The organism is Alteromonas sp. KS69 (assembly GCF_003989595.1).
Lineage (GTDB): Bacteria > Pseudomonadota > Gammaproteobacteria > Enterobacterales > Alteromonadaceae > Alteromonas > Alteromonas naphthalenivorans.
This window is the reverse complement of record NZ_PYHU01000017.1, coordinates 87,908-106,206: the sequence shown is the minus strand read 5'-3', so window position 1 is coordinate 106,206 and position 18,299 is coordinate 87,908. Positions and strand designations below refer to the sequence as shown.

General features: G+C 44.2%; 15 protein-coding genes. 5 read left to right on the top strand and 10 right to left on the bottom strand.

Going from position 1 to position 18,299, the window contains the following annotated elements:
- Positions 1–8: 8 nt before the first annotated feature.
- From aroK to pilM, 6 genes are all read right to left on the bottom strand, one after another.
- Positions 9–524 carry a shikimate kinase AroK gene (gene aroK / locus C7Y69_RS12600; RefSeq protein ID WP_013785664.1) on the bottom strand — a complete coding sequence of 172 codons (516 nt, stop codon included), beginning with the start codon at positions 522–524 and terminating at the stop codon, positions 9–11.
- A 272-nt stretch (positions 525–796) separates the two neighbouring features.
- Positions 797–2,557, bottom strand: coding sequence for a type IV pilus secretin PilQ (locus C7Y69_RS12595; RefSeq protein WP_126872944.1), 1,761 nt, complete (start codon positions 2,555–2,557; stop codon positions 797–799).
- Positions 2,557–3,087 (bottom strand): pilus assembly protein PilP, encoded by a 531-nt coding sequence (locus C7Y69_RS12590; protein WP_013785662.1) that lies wholly within the window; start codon positions 3,085–3,087, stop codon positions 2,557–2,559. The genes C7Y69_RS12595 and C7Y69_RS12590 overlap by 1 nt, the downstream gene beginning before the upstream one ends.
- Positions 3,087–3,698, bottom strand: coding sequence for a type 4a pilus biogenesis protein PilO (locus tag C7Y69_RS12585; protein WP_013785661.1), 612 nt, complete (start codon positions 3,696–3,698; stop codon positions 3,087–3,089). The genes C7Y69_RS12590 and C7Y69_RS12585 overlap by 1 nt, the downstream gene beginning before the upstream one ends.
- A complete protein-coding gene (locus C7Y69_RS12580; protein ID WP_013785660.1) occupies positions 3,695–4,279 on the bottom strand; it encodes a PilN domain-containing protein in 585 nt (194 codons plus the stop codon). Before C7Y69_RS12580 ends, C7Y69_RS12585 begins: the two co-directional genes overlap by 4 nt.
- Positions 4,267–5,334, bottom strand: coding sequence for a type IV pilus assembly protein PilM (gene pilM, locus C7Y69_RS12575; RefSeq protein WP_126872943.1), 1,068 nt, complete (start codon positions 5,332–5,334; stop codon positions 4,267–4,269). Before pilM ends, C7Y69_RS12580 begins: the two co-directional genes overlap by 13 nt.
- A 139-nt stretch (positions 5,335–5,473) precedes the next feature.
- Between pilM and C7Y69_RS12570 the strand changes: the two genes are divergently transcribed.
- Positions 5,474–8,152 (top strand): penicillin-binding protein 1A, encoded by a 2,679-nt coding sequence (locus C7Y69_RS12570; RefSeq protein ID WP_126872942.1) that lies wholly within the window; start codon positions 5,474–5,476, stop codon positions 8,150–8,152.
- Between the two features lie 71 nt (positions 8,153–8,223).
- On the top strand, positions 8,224–9,915 hold the full coding sequence (locus C7Y69_RS12565; RefSeq protein WP_013785657.1) for an NAD-dependent malic enzyme: 1,692 nt from the start codon (positions 8,224–8,226) through the stop codon (positions 9,913–9,915).
- 118 nt (positions 9,916–10,033) lie between these two features.
- On the opposite strand, the gene C7Y69_RS21575 is transcribed toward C7Y69_RS12565, so the two are convergent.
- Positions 10,034–10,171, bottom strand: coding sequence for a hypothetical protein (locus C7Y69_RS21575; RefSeq protein ID WP_185864172.1), 138 nt, complete (start codon positions 10,169–10,171; stop codon positions 10,034–10,036).
- 521 nt (positions 10,172–10,692) lie between these two features.
- Here C7Y69_RS21575 and yghU point away from each other — a divergent pair.
- On the top strand, positions 10,693–11,550 hold the full coding sequence (gene yghU, locus C7Y69_RS12560) for a glutathione-dependent disulfide-bond oxidoreductase (protein WP_126872941.1): 858 nt from the start codon (positions 10,693–10,695) through the stop codon (positions 11,548–11,550).
- A gap of 97 nt (positions 11,551–11,647) precedes the next feature.
- Here yghU and C7Y69_RS12555 read toward each other — a convergent pair whose 3' ends face one another.
- A complete protein-coding gene (locus tag C7Y69_RS12555; protein WP_126872940.1) occupies positions 11,648–12,238 on the bottom strand; it encodes a TetR/AcrR family transcriptional regulator in 591 nt (196 codons plus the stop codon).
- Between the two features lie 152 nt (positions 12,239–12,390).
- On the opposite strand from C7Y69_RS12555, the gene C7Y69_RS12550 reads away from it, so the two are divergent.
- Positions 12,391–13,812, top strand: coding sequence for an NAD(P)/FAD-dependent oxidoreductase (locus C7Y69_RS12550; RefSeq protein ID WP_126872939.1), 1,422 nt, complete (start codon positions 12,391–12,393; stop codon positions 13,810–13,812).
- 18 nt (positions 13,813–13,830) lie between these two features.
- Positions 13,831–14,946, top strand: a complete 1,116-nt coding sequence (locus C7Y69_RS12545) for a DUF2855 family protein (RefSeq protein ID WP_126872938.1) — start codon at positions 13,831–13,833, stop codon at positions 14,944–14,946.
- 113 nt (positions 14,947–15,059) lie between these two features.
- Here the strand turns inward: C7Y69_RS12545 and C7Y69_RS12540 are convergent, their stop codons facing one another.
- Together C7Y69_RS12540 and C7Y69_RS12535 are read right to left on the bottom strand one after the other, a co-directional pair.
- Positions 15,060–15,950, bottom strand: coding sequence for an alpha/beta fold hydrolase (locus C7Y69_RS12540; RefSeq protein WP_126872937.1), 891 nt, complete (start codon positions 15,948–15,950; stop codon positions 15,060–15,062).
- Positions 15,951–16,041: 91 nt separating this feature from the next.
- Positions 16,042–18,297 (bottom strand): EAL domain-containing protein, encoded by a 2,256-nt coding sequence (locus C7Y69_RS12535; protein WP_126872936.1) that lies wholly within the window; start codon positions 18,295–18,297, stop codon positions 16,042–16,044.
- Between the last annotated feature and the right edge of the window lie 2 nt (positions 18,298–18,299).

Below are 18,299 nucleotides of genomic sequence, written 5' to 3'. Positions count from 1 at the left end.
TATTTTATTTATAAACCGATTTTACTAATGATCTGATTTGCCACTGCGCGAGCAGATTGGTCATCAGTATCAACTACATAATCTGCAACTTCTTCGTAAAGAGGATTACGCAAATCTGCAAGATCGCGAAGTACTTGCTCCGGATCGTTGTTTTGAAGCAAAGGGCGACGCTTATCGCGCTGTGTTCGAGCAACTTGCTTATCAATCGTAGTTTGCAAGTAAACAACAATGCCTCGTGCAGACAAACGATTACGAACTGCTTTGGTTACAATTGAACCGCCACCAGTGGCAAGCACGATACCCTGCTTGTCTGTTAAATCATTGATGATGTTTTCTTCACGCGCACGGAATCCATCTTCGCCTTCAAGGTCGAAGATCCAGGCGATATCAGCACCAGAACGGCGCTCAATTTCCTGATCGGAGTCATAAAAATCCAGGTGAAGTTCGTCTGCCAGGTGTCTACCGATGGTGCTTTTGCCAGCACCCATTGGGCCAACCAAAAAGATATTACGTTTTTCAGCCATATTTGCTTATATCACAACTTTATCATGTTAGGGGCATGCACTGTTGCCTTACCAGCCTACCCATTGACTCGTGCTTATTTAATGTCCAATAAGCACTACTCCTTTAACCTCGCTAAAATTTCGAGACCGCGATTATCTCAGTTTCTAACAAGCCCTTGCAAGTATTGTTGAAAACAATTAGCACTATAATGTAAATACAGGGGCATTGCAGTACGAGAAAACGCAAAAAGCGGACAGCTCTCAGCCCGCATTTTACCTTGAATTATAGGTTGTTACGGTTTTTCTGTAATTATTTTCGGTGTTACAAATATAAGTAGCTCACGTTTCTCTTGAAACTCCGAAGTATTCCGAAACAGCACACCTAAAAACGGCAGGTCACCAAATAATGGCACTTTTGACACGCTATCGGTACTCGTTTGCTGGAAAATACCGCCTAATACGATGGTTTCACCGTTTTCTACCAAGACCTGAGTTTTGATTTCTTGGGTATCAATGGCCACCGCATCACCGGTTGAAGTAGACACGGTTTCACCACGGGTATCTTGGGTAACCACTAAATCCAAAATAATACGGTTATCTGGCGTAATTTGCGGTGTTACACGAAGCGATAACACCGCTTTTTTGAATTCAACCGACGTAGCACCACTTGAGGTAGCTTGAACATAAGGAATTTCGGTTCCCTGTTCAATATATGCTTCTTGTTGGTTCGCCACGGTAATACGTGGACTGGCGATAATCTCACCTTTGTTTTCAGATTCAAGTGCTGACAACTCTAAATCTAATATGGTGCCATCAACCAAGCTGGCGATTTGAAAGCCAATAGTGCCCGTTGCACCCGAAACCGGAAGGTTTACGTTTAGTCTGTCGTCAATACTCGGAATAGAGCCGCCTGCAATAGTTTCAGCGCCTTCAATACTCCCGGAAACACCACTGTCACTTTCTCTATCGCTTAAGCCCCAGCGAACGCCTAGCTCTTCATCCACGTTATCAAGTACGGTCACCATTCTGCTTTCGATTAATACTTGTTTGACGGGAATGTCCAACGCATCAATCATTTTTCTTGCTTCATCAATGGAAGGTAACGTATCTCGAATAAGCATCGTGTTGGTGCGCTCATCTACGGTAACTGTCCCGCGCTCAGATAAAATGCCGCCCTCTGAAGATTTTAAGATAGTTGCGAGGTTAGCTGCCTTGGCATAATTTACCGAGATATTTACCGTGCTAAGAGGCGCTAAATCAGATACCTGCTTTTTCGACTGCAGTGCTTGGGTCTCTCTGGCGGTAAGCTCTTCGGTTGGCGCAATCAACAAGATATTGCCCTCTAAGCGTTTATCTAAGCCTTTAACGCGCAAAATCATATCAAGGGCCTGATCCCAAGGTACACCAGATAGACTTATGGTGACATTTCCGGTCACCGTATCTGTGGTCACTAAGTTGAAGCCGTTAACTTGTGCGATAATTTGTAATACCTGACGTACAGGAACGTCTTGAAAATCTAGCGAGATAGGGTCGCCCGTATAGGTTTTCTTGTTCTCTAACTCTTCTTGTTGCGACAAGCTCATCGGCTCAATTTTGATGCGAATGACGTTATCGTCTATCGCGTGGCGAGCGGTCACGGTATCGCTGTAGAGAATTTCTATGCGCGTATTCTTTTCGTCTTGAAAGGTCTCAATGGTTGATACTGGCGTGGAAAATTCTGTCACGTTTAATTCAACGAGCTGACTTTCATCCAACACGCTATCAGCGAGGGTAATGGTGACCTTTCCCTGAGATTCAACGAGTTGTGGTGTAGGCGAAGCACCTTCAAAGGTGACTAACGCAACGCCGGTATTATTGGCTTCTCGGGTAAAGTCTACGCCGGTAATTCGCGTTGACGGGGTGTCGTCATTTGGGTCGTACAATACGGGCTGTAACGCTTTGGCGGGCGAAACATAAACCATCACTACCGTACAAATGGCAGCAAAGCACAGCAACCAAGGCCAGCGAGAGCTTCTACGATTTAAAGATTTGTTAAATAAGTAACGCTCAGCCATTATTTTTTCTCTCCTGACGTTGAGGTTTTGCTCAACGTTATCTCTTTTTTCTGCCAGCAACCTGCGCCATCAGGTATAAGCTGTTCTATTGTTAGTGAGTTTGGATTAATTCCAGTGATTTTACCGTAAAATAAACCGATGCGGCTGCCAATTTTGGCTTTATGTAGAATACCGTCATTACTAGTGACTAGCGCCCATTCAACGCCTTGGCTTTTAAAGTTTCCAGTCAACCCTAATGAGTCTAAGCCATATCTTTCCAATTTCTGCTTTGTGCGTTCAAAGTCAGGTTGAACACAGTTTTGTTGTCGAGTTTGTGTTAGTGGTGGCGTATTTTCTTTGGGCGAATCAAAAGGGCTAGGCAATTCGCCCGCCGAATATATAAAGGTTTTAGGGGTGGCAAACTCAGGGTAGGGTTCAATATTATGAACCGCACTATCGCTCACGCTCTGTGTGTACGCCTGCAAGTCATCAAGTTTTGGTGAGCAAGCGGTTATCATAACAACCGCGGCAAGAACTAAGAAATAGCGCATCAGTCAGAGCCTCCGCCTATACCGGTACTATTTTCTGAACGGTAGGTTTTCGCTTGCAATTGCAAGGTGAGCCCATTGCTTTGCCGTAAAATATCGAAGTCATGCAAGGTGACAATACGAGGTAGTCCAGCCACTTTAGAGACGAACTCTCCAAATTGGTGATAGCCGCCGCTGACTTCAATTTCAATAGGCAGTTCGGTGTAGAACTCTTTAGGTACCTCTTGTTGCCAGTTCAATAGCTTAAAAGTAAGGCCAGATGATGTGCCTACATAGGTGATATCGTCCAGTAAACCTGGCGTTTCATTGCTAGTCGGTAAGCTTTTCAGCATGGAAGAAAAGTCGTCTTCTAGCTGCGCGAGCTGTTCCCGGTACGCTTCTTTGTTTACCGCTATTCGGTACTTAGCTTCGTATTGCAGTTTAAGCTCTTGTTCCTTTAATTCTGCGGCCTCAAGAATAGGTAATTTAGGGCTTATAAGCAGATAATAGCTAAGCGCACCAATTAAGATTGCCACAAAAGCAGCAACCACGATGCGTACTTCGTTGGGCCAAATTGCGATTTGCTCAAAGTCTAGTTCATTAAGTTCTTTGAGCTTTTCTACATCAAACTTCATTGTTTAGTCTCCCCTTCAGCGTCTTGCTCCAACGGTGCTACCGAAGGGCTAACCATAAAGGTAAGCGTGAAGGTGCTTATTGCGCGAGAAGCATTGGTGTCAGCTTTTATAGAGGATAATTCAGCCCCCACAAAAACATCAGAGTTGTCTAATGAACGCATAAAATCAGAAAGACGGTTATTTGAATCACTGATGCCTTCAATTTCTAACTTATTGCCTATGCGCTTCATGGATTGGAAGGTCACACCCACAGGTACGATTTTAGCCAGCTCATCAAAAATAATGGCCGCTACATTTCGGCTAGCCTGTAATTGCTCAATTAGGGCCATGCGCTGTTCAATCGCATTTTTGCTTTCTTTTATATTTTTTATATCTGCTATTTGTGCATCTAGTAAGCCAATCTCTCGTTCAAGAAACTGGTTTCTTGAATTCTGATGATTAATTTGTTGGTCGATGGCTTGACCGATAAACCAAAAAATTAACCCCACGATAGCGGCAACGGCGACGAGCCCCATTAGATACTGTTGCTTCTGATGTTGGCGCTGTTGTTCTCGCCAAGGAAGTAAGTTTACATGTGCCATGATGTGAAACTCCGGCTAGCAAGGCCTGCAGCAATAGTTAGCTGTGGGGCGATACGACGTAACCGCTGAGAATCTAACTTAGGGTTCATAGTCATGCCTAAGAAGGGATCGAATACATCAACTTGTAAGCCTAAGTCTTGGCGTAATATGTCGACTAAAGGTTGAATAGTGGCAGCGCCGCCGCAAAGTAAAATTTTTGCAGGGCGGTCAACGTGAAATGTCGTCATATACATTTGTAACGCACGATTTATGTTTTGCTGTAAGTTAGCGGCAAAGATAGGTAAAACTTCGTCTACCCAACTGTTAGATGATGAATCATCCATTAATAGACGTTCGGCTTCCTCACGCTCAATCATTTGAATAGCGCTGATATCGTTGATTAAGTTATTTAGACCGAATGCATGCTCTTTTGTGTAGACAACATTGCCGTTACGTAGCACGCTCACTTGAAGTAATGATGCACCTACATTAATGGCACAAATGGCTTCATCTTCTACTTTTCCATTGTAGAAAAAGTCGATGGCATTCCCAATCGCGTAATTTTCCACATCAACAATTTTAGGTTCGAAATCCGCTTCTCTAGACAATAGCAGTCTGCTATCGACTAAATCTTTGTGTGCAGCCGTTAACAGAACATTGACCTTACCAGAGTGTGTTTCACTTGGGCCAAGCTCTTCAAAGTCTAAGTAAACCTCTTCAAGGGGAAAAGGAATAAGACTGTCAGCTTCAATTTCTATCTGGCTTTCAAGTTCATAATCATTTTGGTCGGGCTCCATATAAACGATTTTACTGATTACCGATGTACCCGCTACCGCGACATTAGCTTGCTTTATTTTAGTTTTTAAGCTGTTACGCACTTTTTTAAGTGCTAAACTTACCGCCTCGTAATCTTTAATATCGCGCTCTGAAAAAGCCACTTTATTGATAGATTCACAAGCATAGCCTTGAAGCATGTAGCCATTGACTGAATGTTCTAGCCATACCGCTTTTATTTGACGTGTGCCTATGTCTAAACCCACAATGGGAGGCATCTTTTTCTTGAACAGCGATTTCATTTACAAGTGTCCGGTTTCAATGGTAATTGCTCTAAAGTACAATATTACTCAGTTTTTATTGTGCGTATGGTTCTATTGATAACACATACGTATGAAAATATACGTCATTTTCGCAAAAATGCCTTGGTATCCTTAAATTGTGAAGTACATTAAACCGTTATTATTATTCTTTGTCATCTCAGGCCTTATTGGTTTTGTCGCGCTTGTTGGTATTTACTTTTATATCAAACCTAACCTACCAAGCGTTACTGTACTTAAGGATGTTAGACTTCAAACGCCCATGCAGATATATACCCATGATGGAAAATTAATTTCCCAATATGGCGTTAAACGGCGGATCCCCGTAAAACTTGAGGAAGTACCTGAACAATTAATCCACGCGATATTGGCAACCGAAGACAGTCGATTCTTTGAACATCACGGTATTGACCCCATCGGAATCGCTCGTGCTGCTTTAAGCTTAATTATAACGGGTGAAAAAAGGCAAGGCGCCAGTACATTAACTATGCAGCTTGCCCGAGGCTTCTTTTTAAGTCGAGAAAAAACGTATATTCGTAAGGTAAAAGAGATATTTATCGCTTGGCACATGGAACAGGAACTTAGCAAAGAAGAGATCCTGGAACTCTATTTAAATAAAGTGGAGCTAGGCCATCGTTCGTTTGGTTTTGGTGCCGCTGCCCAGGTGTATTACGGCAAATCGCTTAATGAACTCACGCTGGCACAACTTGCCACAATTGCTGGCCTGCCTAAAGCGCCTTCAGCGCTAAATCCTATTACTGACCCTGAAGCATCAGCAGGACGCCGCCGCGTAGTGTTGCTGCGCATGCTTGATGAAGAATACATATCTAAAGCGGACTTTGATAATGCGGCAAACGCGCCTATCACTGCGCGTAAACATGGGGCTGAAATTGAAGTAGATGCCCCTTATTTGGCCGACATCATCTATAACGAAATGGTCGATATTTACGGTAAAGATGAAGCGGAAACTGGTGGATATCAAGTTTATGCAACCGCAGGTTCTGACTTGCAACTTGCTGCTCAGCGCGCGGTGGTAAGAAATCTACACGATTATGATGAGCGCCATGGTTACAAAGGACCACTTGGCTATTTATGGGACGCCCCTTCGCCTGACAGCCAAGATGAGCCAGTGCCTCAGCTATCTTTAAATACCGATATCAGTGACAAGTTGCTTGCCAGTGATTGGAGTGAGCGCGAGATGCTTTCTGCGCTGTCACAAGTGGCGTACATAAAGCCTCTTGTGCCTGCAGTTGTGCTTTCAGTTGCCCAACAATCGATTGATGTGCTTGATGTAAACGGCGACAAGCGCACGATTACGTGGGAAGGCCTAGACTGGGCAAGACGTTATATCACTGACTTTAGACAAGGCAGCGAGCCTGAAACGGCATCGGATGTTACCCAGCCTGGCGCAGTTATTTATATTCGCGAGCAAGATGATGCATGGCGTATAGCGCAATTGCCTGAAGTGAGCGGGGCGTTTATCGCGCTTAACCCAAAAAATGGTGCGGTTGAAGCGGTAGTCGGCGGATACAGTTTTTATCAAAGCCAGTTTAATCGTGCCACGCAAGCAAAACGACAAGTAGGCTCTAATATTAAGCCCTTTATTTATTCTGCGGCGATAGACAGTGGCTATACTCTTGCTTCAATTATTAATGATGCCCCTATCAATCAATGGAATGCGGCGACCGGTGTGGCGTGGCGTCCTCAAAACTCACCGGCAGAGTACGATGGCCCTATTCGTATGCGTAAAGCATTGGGTAAATCGAAGAACGTAGTGTCAGTTCGTCTATTGCGGGGAGTTGGGCTTCGCAAAGCGGCAGACTATCTGACTCGCTTTGGTTTTGATCCAGACGATATTCCATTAGACGAAACCGTATCCTTAGGGTCTAGCTCTCATACACCGCTTGAAGTGGTTCGTGGTATGTCAGTTATTGCTAACGGCGGCTACTTAGTAAACCCTCACTTTATTGCTAAAGTGCTGGATGAACATAATCAAGTGTTGTGGCAAGCCAATCCTGTTTGGGCATGCGACAACTGCACTAAAGCACATGCACCTGAAAGCTATCCAGAAAGTGACTCACAAAGCGATGTAGACAATGACGAGGTTGATGTCGAAGCCTTACTTGAAGCCCAGCTTAATAAAGATGTATTGCTAGCCGAAAGCGAAGTAACTGAAAAACAAAGTGCACCGCAAGTTATTACCGCACAAAATGCTTTCTTGGTAGGTGAGATGATGCGTACAGGTGTGCGAGCAAATGGGAATTGGAGTAAGAAGACTTATTGGCTTGGTACAGGTTGGCGTGCACGAAATATTCTTCAGCGCACCGATATTGCCGGTAAAACCGGTACTACAAACGATTCAAGAGATACGTGGTTCAGTGGTTTCCAAAAAGATATCGTTGCGACTGCGTGGGTGGGTTTTGACAACATGGGCAGACAACTAGGCCGTGCCACTCGTAACCAAAATCTCATTAATCGTAACCCTGAAAAATTTAATTGGATCGGTAATGCGTTAATTGGCACTGAAGACGGTGCAAAAGCAGCAGGTCCGGCATGGATAAGATTTATGGAATATGCATTGGCAGAGAAGCCGCATTCACCGATCCCTGTGCCTGAGAAGATAGTACGTGTTCGCATTGATCGTAGCAGTGGTAAGTTGACCCGAAGGACAGACCATACGACACTGTTTGAATATTTCTTGCAAGGCACCGAACCCACCTCATATGTTCTTGATGATGAAGTGGTCGACCCTGCCTCGCAAGATAAAACAACGACGCCTGAGCCTGAAGAAATATTTTAATAAAGAGCGTGCAAAAGCGCGCTCATCAGGTTGCTGCTAAGTAATTGCCTGTAAATAAAACCGGATAACCCATGTCAGAAGATTCAAATCGATATCTTTATATTCCTCATGCTGGACCCTCGCTGCTGGAAACGCCCCTATTAAATAAGGGCAGTGCCTTTACCTCGAGAGAGCGCGCTGCGTTTAACTTAACAGGCTTAGTACCGCCTCGTTACGAAAGTATTGAAGAGCAAGTTGAGCGTGCGTACATGCAATACAGTAGTTTCGACGAAGTACTGAACAAGCATATCTATTTACGCGCTATTCAAGATAACAACGAAACCTTGTTTTATCGTCTTATTCAAAAGCATATTGATGAGATGATGCCAATTATATACACCCCAACAGTGGGTGATGCTTGTGAGCAGTTCTCGGACATTTATCGTAGTTCGCGCGGATTGTTTGTATCGTGGGAAGAGCGCCACCAAATAGATGATATTGTTCGTAACGCCACGAAGCGTAAAGTCAAAGTGATTGTAGTGACTGACGGCGAACGGATTCTTGGTCTTGGTGACCAGGGTATTGGTGGTATGGGTATTCCAATCGGCAAGCTATCTTTATATACCGCTTGTGGTGGTATTAGCCCTGCGTACACCTTGCCGGTTATGCTTGATGTAGGAACGAACAACGAGAAGTTGCTTAACGACCCAATGTACATGGGGGCACGTCATCCTCGTATTGGGCAAGAAGACTACGATGAATTTGTCGATATGTTCATTCAGGCTGTAAAACGCCGCTGGCCTGAAGTAATGATTCAGTTTGAAGACTTCGCACAGCCAAATGCTATGCCATTGCTAAACCGCTATCGCAATCAAGTGTGTTGCTTTAACGACGATATTCAAGGTACTGCTGCGGTTACATTAGGCACTATCTTAGCGGCGTGTCGCATGAAGCAACAAAAGCTATCTGACATGAAAGTGGTGTTTGTTGGGGCAGGTTCAGCCGGCTGTGGTATTGCTGAAATGCTTATTCAGCAAATGGTGCATGAAGGTATTAGCGATGCGCAGGCGCGTAAGCAAGTCTTCATGGTAGACCGCTTCGGATTAGTAACCGAAGGCATGGAAGGCCTACGTGATTTCCAGCAAAAGCTCAATCAGCAGTTAGTTGACCTTGAAACCTGGACCTTTAGCGGCGATTACGCATCGCTACTTGATGTTATGCACTGTGCCAAGCCAGATATTCTTATTGGCGTATCGGGGCAACCTGGTTTGTTCACTGAGCAGGTGGTTCGCGCCATGAAGCAAAACTGTGAGCTACCGATTATCTTTCCATTAAGTAACCCGTCTCGTCAGGTTGAAGCACGACCAGAGCAGGTTATTGAATGGACCGATGGCGAAGTGGTTATTGCAACGGGAAGCCCGTTCAAGCCAGTTGAATACAAAGGCAAAGTATTTACCATTGCCCAGTGTAACAACTCGTATATTTTCCCTGGCATAGGCCTAGGTGTGGTTGCTGCAAAAGCAAAATTAATTAGTGATGAAATGCTGATGGCTGCAAGTAACGCACTTGCAGACGCGTCGCCTTTGGTAAACACCGGCGAGGGTTCCTTATTGCCTCCACTCGGTGCTATTGCTGAGCTTAGCCGTAAAATAGCCTTTGAAGTAGGTAAGGTAGCAATGGCGCAAGGGCTAGCCCTTGAGTTGTCAGACGATGCGTTGAATGACCATATTGAGCGTAATTTCTGGAAAGCTGAATACAGACCATACAAGCGCGTTAGCATTTAAACCTGCGCATTTGTGTAAGTGTTAATTAAAGTCTATAAGAGCAGCCCTAGGGCTGCTTTTTTTATCCCTCCCGTTAGGTTTTACTCGCTCTGACGCATTCTTTTATTCACTCCATGCTTTAGCCACACGTTCCCACTATTTGCTTAGTCAGTAAAAAAGTGTTGCGAGAGTGCAACATTTTCTCAACGACGCTTATCTTACCTGCGCCATGATTTTGAGTAAGGTGTTGATATTCATGCCTTTGTTGTGGTGGCATAAATACTGCTTAATCAAGGTTAAGAGTGAAGTAATGGCTGCATCGGTATTGCGCCTCAAAGCAATACCCACAGGTAGGAAGTGTATGTTTGCAATAGTAAGGAATTTTACCAAAACCATTTTTGCTAAGGAGCTTGTGTCAAACGAGCTCATGTCGAACGATTTCAATACGTGCATGTTGATTGATGCACTGTCCTCTTTGGAACAAGACTAGGCTTTTTCAAACAGCGGTTAGTACTTGTTAGAAAAAATTCGGTTATTGGTGATGCTAGTTGTAGCGAATACGCTTTTTAACAGCACGCACCGAATAACCACACAGTTTGCGGGCAATGGATTGCGCGCCTTTTATTAACGCGGGGGCAGTTTAAAATACGCTTTAAAACGATTTTACTCTGCCTTCTTTGCGAATTGTCCCAGCGAGAAGCGCTTGGTCGTATATCATTTAGCCTATCCCTTGTAATTCCCTATTCAGCACACACATCAAATTTATAATCATGCTAATGCAATAGAAAAGGATCTGATATGTCTGACAGTAATACCTATACGCCGCCCAAAGTATGGAGCCAAAATGAAGGTGACGGTAACAAGTGGGCTAGCATCAATCGACCAGTGTCGGGAGCCACTCATGAGCAAGAACGCTCCGTAGGCCAGCATCCACTTCAACTATATTCTTTAGCAACGCCCAATGGACAAAAAGTCACGATCATGTTGGAAGAGCTCTTAGCCGCAGGTATTGCTGACGCTGATTACGATGCGTGGTTGGTGAATATCGGCGAAGGTGATCAATTTTCATCTGGCTTCGTTGATATAAACCCAAATTCAAAAATTCCTGCCATGGTAGATACATCGACGACACCGGAAACAAAGCTATTTGAATCGGGGTCAATACTTCGTTATTTAGCGGATAAGTTTAATGTGTTTATTCCTAACGACCCTGCTGCAAAAGTAGAATGTTTCAATTGGTTATTTTGGCAAGTAGGTTCAGCGCCTTATTTGGGCGGCGGGTTTGGGCACTTTTACAGTTATGCGCCGTACCCAATGGAATATCCTATTAACCGTTTTACCATGGAAGTGAAGCGAGAGCTGGACGTGCTAGACAAACATCTCGCCAAAAATACCTATTTTGCCGGTGAGGAATACAGTATTGCTGATATGGCTATTTGGCCATGGTACGGCAATCTGGTACTCGGTAATCTTTATGACGCAGCCACTTTCTTGCAAGTTAATGACTACAAGCATGTTCTACGCTGGGCTACTGAGGTTGGAGCCCGTCCTGCAGTTCAGCGCGGCGTGATTGTTAATCGTACGTGGGGCGATGCGCAGCTTAAAGATAGGCACAGCGCGAAAGACATCGATGATGCGCTAAACGAAGCGAAATAAGCCTCGATCACTGCATAAGTTAGCAACATATAAACCGCCGCCTATTTCGTACCTACTCGTGATAGGCCGGTTAATGTGTTGCTGCTTTGTGCTCTTTTTATGAGTGACTGTTGTGCGCAGCAACCAACGCGTAAACATGTAAGCGAATAGCATTTAACGCCCGTGCTTTCCAGTCTACCCAATTTATTCTATTGCGAATTTCATGTTGGTTTAAACTGATATAACCATGACACAGCGCCCAAATTTGCATGGCTATATCTTGACGCTCTTCTACAGCAATCTCTTTTTTAATTATCGCTGATACTACTTTAGTTAAGGTGATAAATGCCTTTTCTCCAGCAGCAAGTGCGTCTTCACTCGGGGCGTAGTCTTTTAAGTTAGAGCCAAAAATCAAATTGTAATGTGCTGCATGTGCTTCTGAGAATTGAAGTACGTGTTCACAGGCATTAAGCAACCTATCTGCCGGGGTATTACCCTCAGACTGCTTCATCATCTCATCGACAAGCGTAAAGCCTTCAATATACAAGGCATCAAGAATTCCTTGCTTCCCTTTGAAATGGCTGTAAATGCCAATTGTAGACATGCTTGCACCTTCAGCAATAGCGCGAACGCTAAGAGCGTGAGTTCCGCCCTTTAAAAACAAGGTTGAAGCAGCTTCTAAAATTTTCTGACGAGTATCTTTTTTCATTTACATTGAATTTACATGTTGCGCAATATAACGGCGTTATATATATTGAATATAACACTGTTATATTCAATCGTTCCATTAGATTGTCGATTAGCGTGACTACATTTATTAAACCCGCGAGCAGGCAGGTTTATACATAAAGGACATAGTATATGAAAGCAGAACAATTAACTTGCGATTATTTGATTGTGGGAAGTGGGGCGGTAGGTATGGCGTTTGCCGATGTACTACTCAGGGAAACCGATGCCAGCATTATCATAGTCGATAAATATGCCAAGCCTGGCGGCCATTGGAACTTAGCTTACCCTTTTGTCACCTTACATCAGCCTTCTGCTTTCTATGGTGTTTGTTCACGAGAGCTAAATCGCGGAGTGATTGATAAAACAGGAATGAATGAGGGCTTGATGGGCTTAGCTTCTGGTGCTGAGGTGAGTGCTTACTTCGATTCAGTCATGCAAGAAACCTTTTTGCCTTCGGGGCGCGTTCAATACTTTCCCCTCAGCCAATACGAAGGCGACGGCAAATTTACCAATATCACTGGCGGTAAAACTTTCGACGTTACCGTCAACAAAAAAATCGTGGATGCGACCTACTTAAAAACCAGTATTCCTATTACCCACAAGCCCAGTTTTACCCTTGACGACGAGGTTGATTTTACACCGGTAAATACCTTAACCCAACGAGTACGAGGTCATAAAAACTATGTGGTCATAGGCGGCGGTAAAACGGGGATTGACACGTGTTTATGGTTGCTTAGCAACTTTGTAAATCCTGAAAACATTCATTGGGTGGTATCTCGTGACGCATGGCTGCTAAATAGAAAAAACACCCAGCCACTCAGTGATTTTTTCTTCGATACCATTGGCGCACAAGCTAACCAAATGGAAGCCATTGCACAGTCGACCTCTATCGATGACATGTTCGATAAATTAGAGGAAAAGGGCGTCATGTTGCGTATTGATAAAGACGTTAGGCCCGCAATGTTCCATGGTGCAACGGTAAGTGAAGCCGAGCTGGCAGCGCTGCAAACCTTACCTAATATAATTCGCCATGGCAGAGTAACGCATGTGGGAAAAGAGGCGCTTACATTTAAGGATGCTCAGTGGGCAATGCCAGAAGATGCATTGGTGGTGGACTGTTCGGCGTCAGCACTCACCAATTTAGAGATAAAGCCTGTTTTTGAAGGCAATACTATTACGCCGCAAACCGTGCGAGCTTACCAGCCGGTGTTCAGTGCAGCGTTAATTGCGCACGTTGAGGCGGCCTACGATGATGAAGCTACAAAGCAGAAACTGACGCAAGTTGTCCCGTTGCCTAATCGTGATATTGATTGGGTACCTATGACAGCAGCAATGCTGCGAAATATGCATATTTGGGGGGAGCAGCCTGAGCTTCGTGCATGGATCCACAATTGCAGGCTCGATGGTTTTTCAAAAATTGTTCATGGTGTGGCCAAAGACGATATGTCGAAACTACAAGTGCTAGGGCGTCTAAAAGCTGCGTCGCAACCTGCTATGGGAAAACTAATGGAATACATGCATGGGTTAAAAGCAAGTGGAAAACTAGCGTCTTAGCTAATAAGGGAGAAGGCTGTGAAACAGTTTCAAGTTAATAAAAAAGAGTTAAGTAAATACCGTGTAGTGCAGAGTGAAGACTTACCCTTAACCCAAGCAGGGGTGGCCTTTGAGGTTGAGCGCTTTGCGTTTACTGCTAATAATCTCACCTACTTTATGATGGGCGATAAGCTTGGCTATTGGCAGTTTTTCCCACCTATCAATAGTCATTCAACTAAAAACAATAACGAAGAAAATTGGGGCGTTATTCCGGTATGGGGAATAGGGAAGGTAACAGCATCTAGTGTAGAAGGTGTGGACATAGGCAGTCGCTATTTTGGGTATTTCCCGCCTGCAACACACCTTCATATGGACTCTGTCACCTTTGCTCAAAACAACTTGATTGATACCAGCGCGCATAGAAGGCCGTTACCACAGGGATATAATCTGTATCGCCCGTTAGATAGTCATGCTGACGAAATGCAAACACACCGCGAAAGTCTGCAAATGTTACTTTGGCCTTTATATATTACGTCTTATTGTCTGTGGGATTTAATTGACCAGTGCAATATGCCTAAACCAAAACAGGTGATTGTATTAAGCGCATCAAGCAAAACCAGTTTAGGGTTGGCTTATGCCCTTAGAAAAGATGACTATCACGTAGTAGGTGTGACTTCAGGTAAAAGCCAAAAGTTTGTTGAAGGACTAGATGTTTACCATCAAGTGGTTTGTTACGACAACCTAGATGACATCGCCAGCAAAGCCAGCATTGTAGTAGATATGTCAGGCAACAATAAGATAAAGCTGCGGCTTAAGAATAGGCTTGGCGATGATCTAATGCGCTATGTGCAAGTGGGATTAACCCATTGGCAAGATGCTAAAGCCGATGAGGCCCCATCAAACACTTTGGAGACCGCTGATAAGGAAGATGAGTTTTTCTTTGCCCCTGCACATATACAAACCAGAATGGCTGAGTTAGGTGCGAGTGTGTTTCACGCTAGGAGCGGGGCTTTTGTTAAAGAAGCTATGATGTGGACTGCGTCGTGGTTAACGGTCAAAAACCAACGTAGTATTGACAGCCTAGCGAGCGATTTTGAGTCGATTTGCAATGGGCTTGTGCCTGCCAGCGAGGGGCTAGTTTATAGCCCCCAATAGTTTTATTTTTGTGAGATCAAGCCTAGTCCCTTGGTAATCACACCAGCCCAGATAGTTGCGACTAGATAAGCTTAATCCCAGTCTCTGTGGAAATTATACTGCAGAGACTGGGTTCATATTACAGGGGATTGAGTCTCGGACGCGGACAATACACTATGTGATGATAGAAAATCACTAACCTCAGGCCACAATGCCTGACATTTTCTTGAGAAAAACTTCATGTGGCCTATCTCTGCAAGCTTATAGTCATCGGGGTTGAGCAGACGAATATCCGCTTCGAGCTCTGGAAAAACACTAATCATGTCTTTCACATTCGACAAGTTTGCTATGTCATCATCGGTGGCCAATATCCATTTAGATGGCAGGCGTATATCATCATACCAGTGCCTGAGTACTTCTTTACCAAAGGCTTCCTTCACATACCCTTGACCATTACACCACTTTTGCCACTGCCGGCTTACGCCTTTAGGCAAGGGCTCACCCATGCCGACTAAGTGAGACTTAGTGTGCCCGAAAAGTAAGTTGTTCAAAGGGATATAGAAATTCATGAAAAAGTGCGCTTTGAGCAAGTAACCTGCTCGCATGTTACGTAAGCTGCCTGAAGAGCTACCGAAGTTACAAAATGCAGTAAGGTCGTTAACGTTTGGCATTAGCCCTAAAAGTTGCCCACCTGCGCTATGGCCAACTAAAAAATATTGGGTCTTAGGGAAGTGTATTTTTAGGGTTTCTAAAACGGCGGGCATATCTTGTTGCCCCCAGGTGACTAGCGACGCTTTACTGTGTTTAATCTTACCTTTTAACGATTCAGCAATACCCCGGTTATCAAATGTAATCACACCAAAACCCTGCTCACAAAGATAGTTAGCAAACGCCGCGTAAAACTGACGCTTAATTCCCGTGGCAGGCGCTATCATTACTGCGCCTTTAATAGCGCGTTTCGGTGTGTAGAGTGTTGCGGTTAAGTGAGTACTGTCTTCACAGGTAACGCTGATATCTTTGATCATCTATCATTCTCGCTCTTCTGGTCTTACCAGTAAAGCGAGGAGTGCTTGAAAATGCAAGAGAATAGGTATTTAAATTTGTTATAGACTGTTATTAAACGGCAGGTTTTCCTACAGTAATAGCCTTGTCCATTCCCTGCCATGCTTCAATTGGGGCTGGTTTTCCGTACAGATACCCTTGGAAAAGTGTGAAGCCCATGTCGACAAGTAAGTTAAGCTGAGCTTGAGTTTCTACTCCTTCAGCAATGGTCTGCATATCTAGGCTTTTTGCCAACTCTATTGTCATTTGAACAATCTTACGGTGACGTTCTGAGCTATCTATCCGGTCTATGAATTCTCTATCTACTTTCAACACCGATGCAGACATATCGATAAGTTGCGACAGTGACGCATGGCCAGTTCCAAAATCATCAATAATAATAGTCGCGCCCACATTGGCCAATGAAGTTAGCCTGCGTTTTGTTTCTTGGTGGCTCGCCAATACCGACGTTTCTGTCAATTCCAGTTTCAGGCGATCTCGTAAAAATGCGCTCTCTGAATAGCGGCGCAGTAATTTTTCGTAGAACAAATCACTGAGGAGTTCAGGGCCCGATAAATTTATAGCCACAGGAACTGGCGGAATACTGCTTGGCCAGTTTTCAATAAGCTCAATAGTGTTATTAAGCACTTTTTGGGTAAAGAGAATGTGCCAGTTGTTCTTTTCAATAACAGGAAGAAATTGATAAGGGTGAAGTATCTTATTTTCTTCATCATCTTTGAGCCTAGCAAGCACTTCAAAACCTACAATTGCATTATCAATTGAAACCTGAGGTTGTAGCCATAACGCTAAACAGCGGTTGTCGAGTAACCGCTTTACCTTGTCTCTGTGTTGCGTGTCTTTTCGAATAAGCTTTACTACATTGCTATCGAACTGACTGAAATCTTTGTCGCGACTGGCTTGGCTTAAGGCAATGGCACAAGACTCAGTAACCTGAGAGGGAGACTGGGGGGTGCTCACATGTACAAAACCGCCCAGCCAGTTTAGTGTTTGAGTTCGCTTTACGAAATTGTCATCAATCTGAATAGTGCGGGGAAGCTTATTCCGAAGCCAAGTATTAAAGTCTTTGGACTTGCGGGAGTCATGTTGACTTGAGACCAGAAATCTAGCGCCAGGTAATCGATATACGTTCACCGATGCGGGCAGCACACTTTGTATCTGCGCCGCACATCTGGCCAATGCTTTATCACCTTGGGTGTAACCATACTGCAAATTAATGTCACGTAAATTCGCAAGTTTTAGCATGACCGCGTGTGTGTTTGCGGGAACGGGCTGATTAATACTGCAATTCCAATAATGGTGGTTTCGCAGGCCGGTGAGCTCATCGTAATAATGCTTTTCAAAATGCTGGCGTTTAAAAGCGTCAAACTTGCGGTCATGTTCCGTTGCCTCAGATACGTCGAAGCAATGGATCAATTGTTTTTTGTGGTGCTGAAGGCTGGCAGATTGAAGCTCGAAGGTGGCATGTGGATTGCCCGATATATGTGTCTTTTGCCGATGACCTGCACTTAGCGGCTCATTTAGCTCAAAAAGTTGATGAATATAATGGCAGGGTTCCGGTAATTGATTAATCAGTTTTCGGGCGCTTTTATTCGCTTGTAATATCTTCCCTTGTTGATCACAAAAAAGGGAAGGGGTGCCGCCGTTGTTAAAAATTTCTTGATAGCGACTTACCAGTTTTTCCATCTTTTTCGTTTGCTTCAAGTTTAACGATGACTGACTTTCCAATGATGTCATCACGCGAATCACTGCCATGGGAAGGCAAAAATTAAAAAACATGAATATTAGCGAACTTAAATAGGTGTGAGTGTCGGGTAACGTGATGTCGATGCCGAAAAGTGGAGCAATTGGCTGGTTGTTTATTAGTACCGCAAAAGGAATGAGGTTCAAAAACATGCCGATTATGGCAGCTTTATTGCCATAAAATAGCCGTAAAATAATGGGAAGCGTGAAGAAAAATAGTAAGCCGTAACGAGCCGAGGCAATATCTATCGTGAAGAAAAGTATGCACAGCCCGGCTAATACAATAGTGAGGGTAAGGCTGGCTGACGCGAGTTTTATTTGACCTTTACGAAGCCCCAGTGTGGCGTAAAGTAATGCTGAAAAGCCGATGGTAAGATACAACACGTAATACATGCCCTTTTGATAGGCAGCATAAGAAGAGTGCAGTACGATGGCTGAAGTTAGGGTAACACCGATAAGAAGGATAATTCGCAGCACGCTAAGCTTCCATGTATCAGCGTCTGGGGCGCGAACATGCTCTACATCAAGAAGAAGATAACGTTTGAGTAACGTACTGCAACGATTAAACACTA

What these genes read in the sequence shown, in the direction of transcription:
- aroK (WP_013785664.1), bottom strand. Translation starts at nt 524, where the DNA reads ATGGCTGAAAAACGTAATATCTTTTTGGTTGGCCCAATGGGTGCTGGC.
- C7Y69_RS12595 (WP_126872944.1), bottom strand. Translation starts at nt 2,557, where the DNA reads ATGGCTGAGCGTTACTTATTTAACAAATCTTTAAATCGTAGAAGCTCT.
- C7Y69_RS12590 (WP_013785662.1), bottom strand. Translation starts at nt 3,087, where the DNA reads ATGCGCTATTTCTTAGTTCTTGCCGCGGTTGTTATGATAACCGCTTGC.
- C7Y69_RS12585 (WP_013785661.1), bottom strand. Translation starts at nt 3,698, where the DNA reads ATGAAGTTTGATGTAGAAAAGCTCAAAGAACTTAATGAACTAGACTTT.
- C7Y69_RS12580 (WP_013785660.1), bottom strand. Translation starts at nt 4,279, where the DNA reads ATGGCACATGTAAACTTACTTCCTTGGCGAGAACAACAGCGCCAACAT.
- pilM (WP_126872943.1), bottom strand. Translation starts at nt 5,334, where the DNA reads ATGAAATCGCTGTTCAAGAAAAAGATGCCTCCCATTGTGGGTTTAGAC.
- C7Y69_RS12565 (WP_013785657.1), top strand. Translation starts at nt 8,224, where the DNA reads ATGTCAGAAGATTCAAATCGATATCTTTATATTCCTCATGCTGGACCC.
- C7Y69_RS21575 (WP_185864172.1), bottom strand. Translation starts at nt 10,171, where the DNA reads ATGCCACCACAACAAAGGCATGAATATCAACACCTTACTCAAAATCAT.
- yghU (WP_126872941.1), top strand. Translation starts at nt 10,693, where the DNA reads ATGTCTGACAGTAATACCTATACGCCGCCCAAAGTATGGAGCCAAAAT.
- C7Y69_RS12555 (WP_126872940.1), bottom strand. Translation starts at nt 12,238, where the DNA reads ATGAAAAAAGATACTCGTCAGAAAATTTTAGAAGCTGCTTCAACCTTG.
- C7Y69_RS12550 (WP_126872939.1), top strand. Translation starts at nt 12,391, where the DNA reads ATGAAAGCAGAACAATTAACTTGCGATTATTTGATTGTGGGAAGTGGG.
- C7Y69_RS12540 (WP_126872937.1), bottom strand. Translation starts at nt 15,950, where the DNA reads ATGATCAAAGATATCAGCGTTACCTGTGAAGACAGTACTCACTTAACC.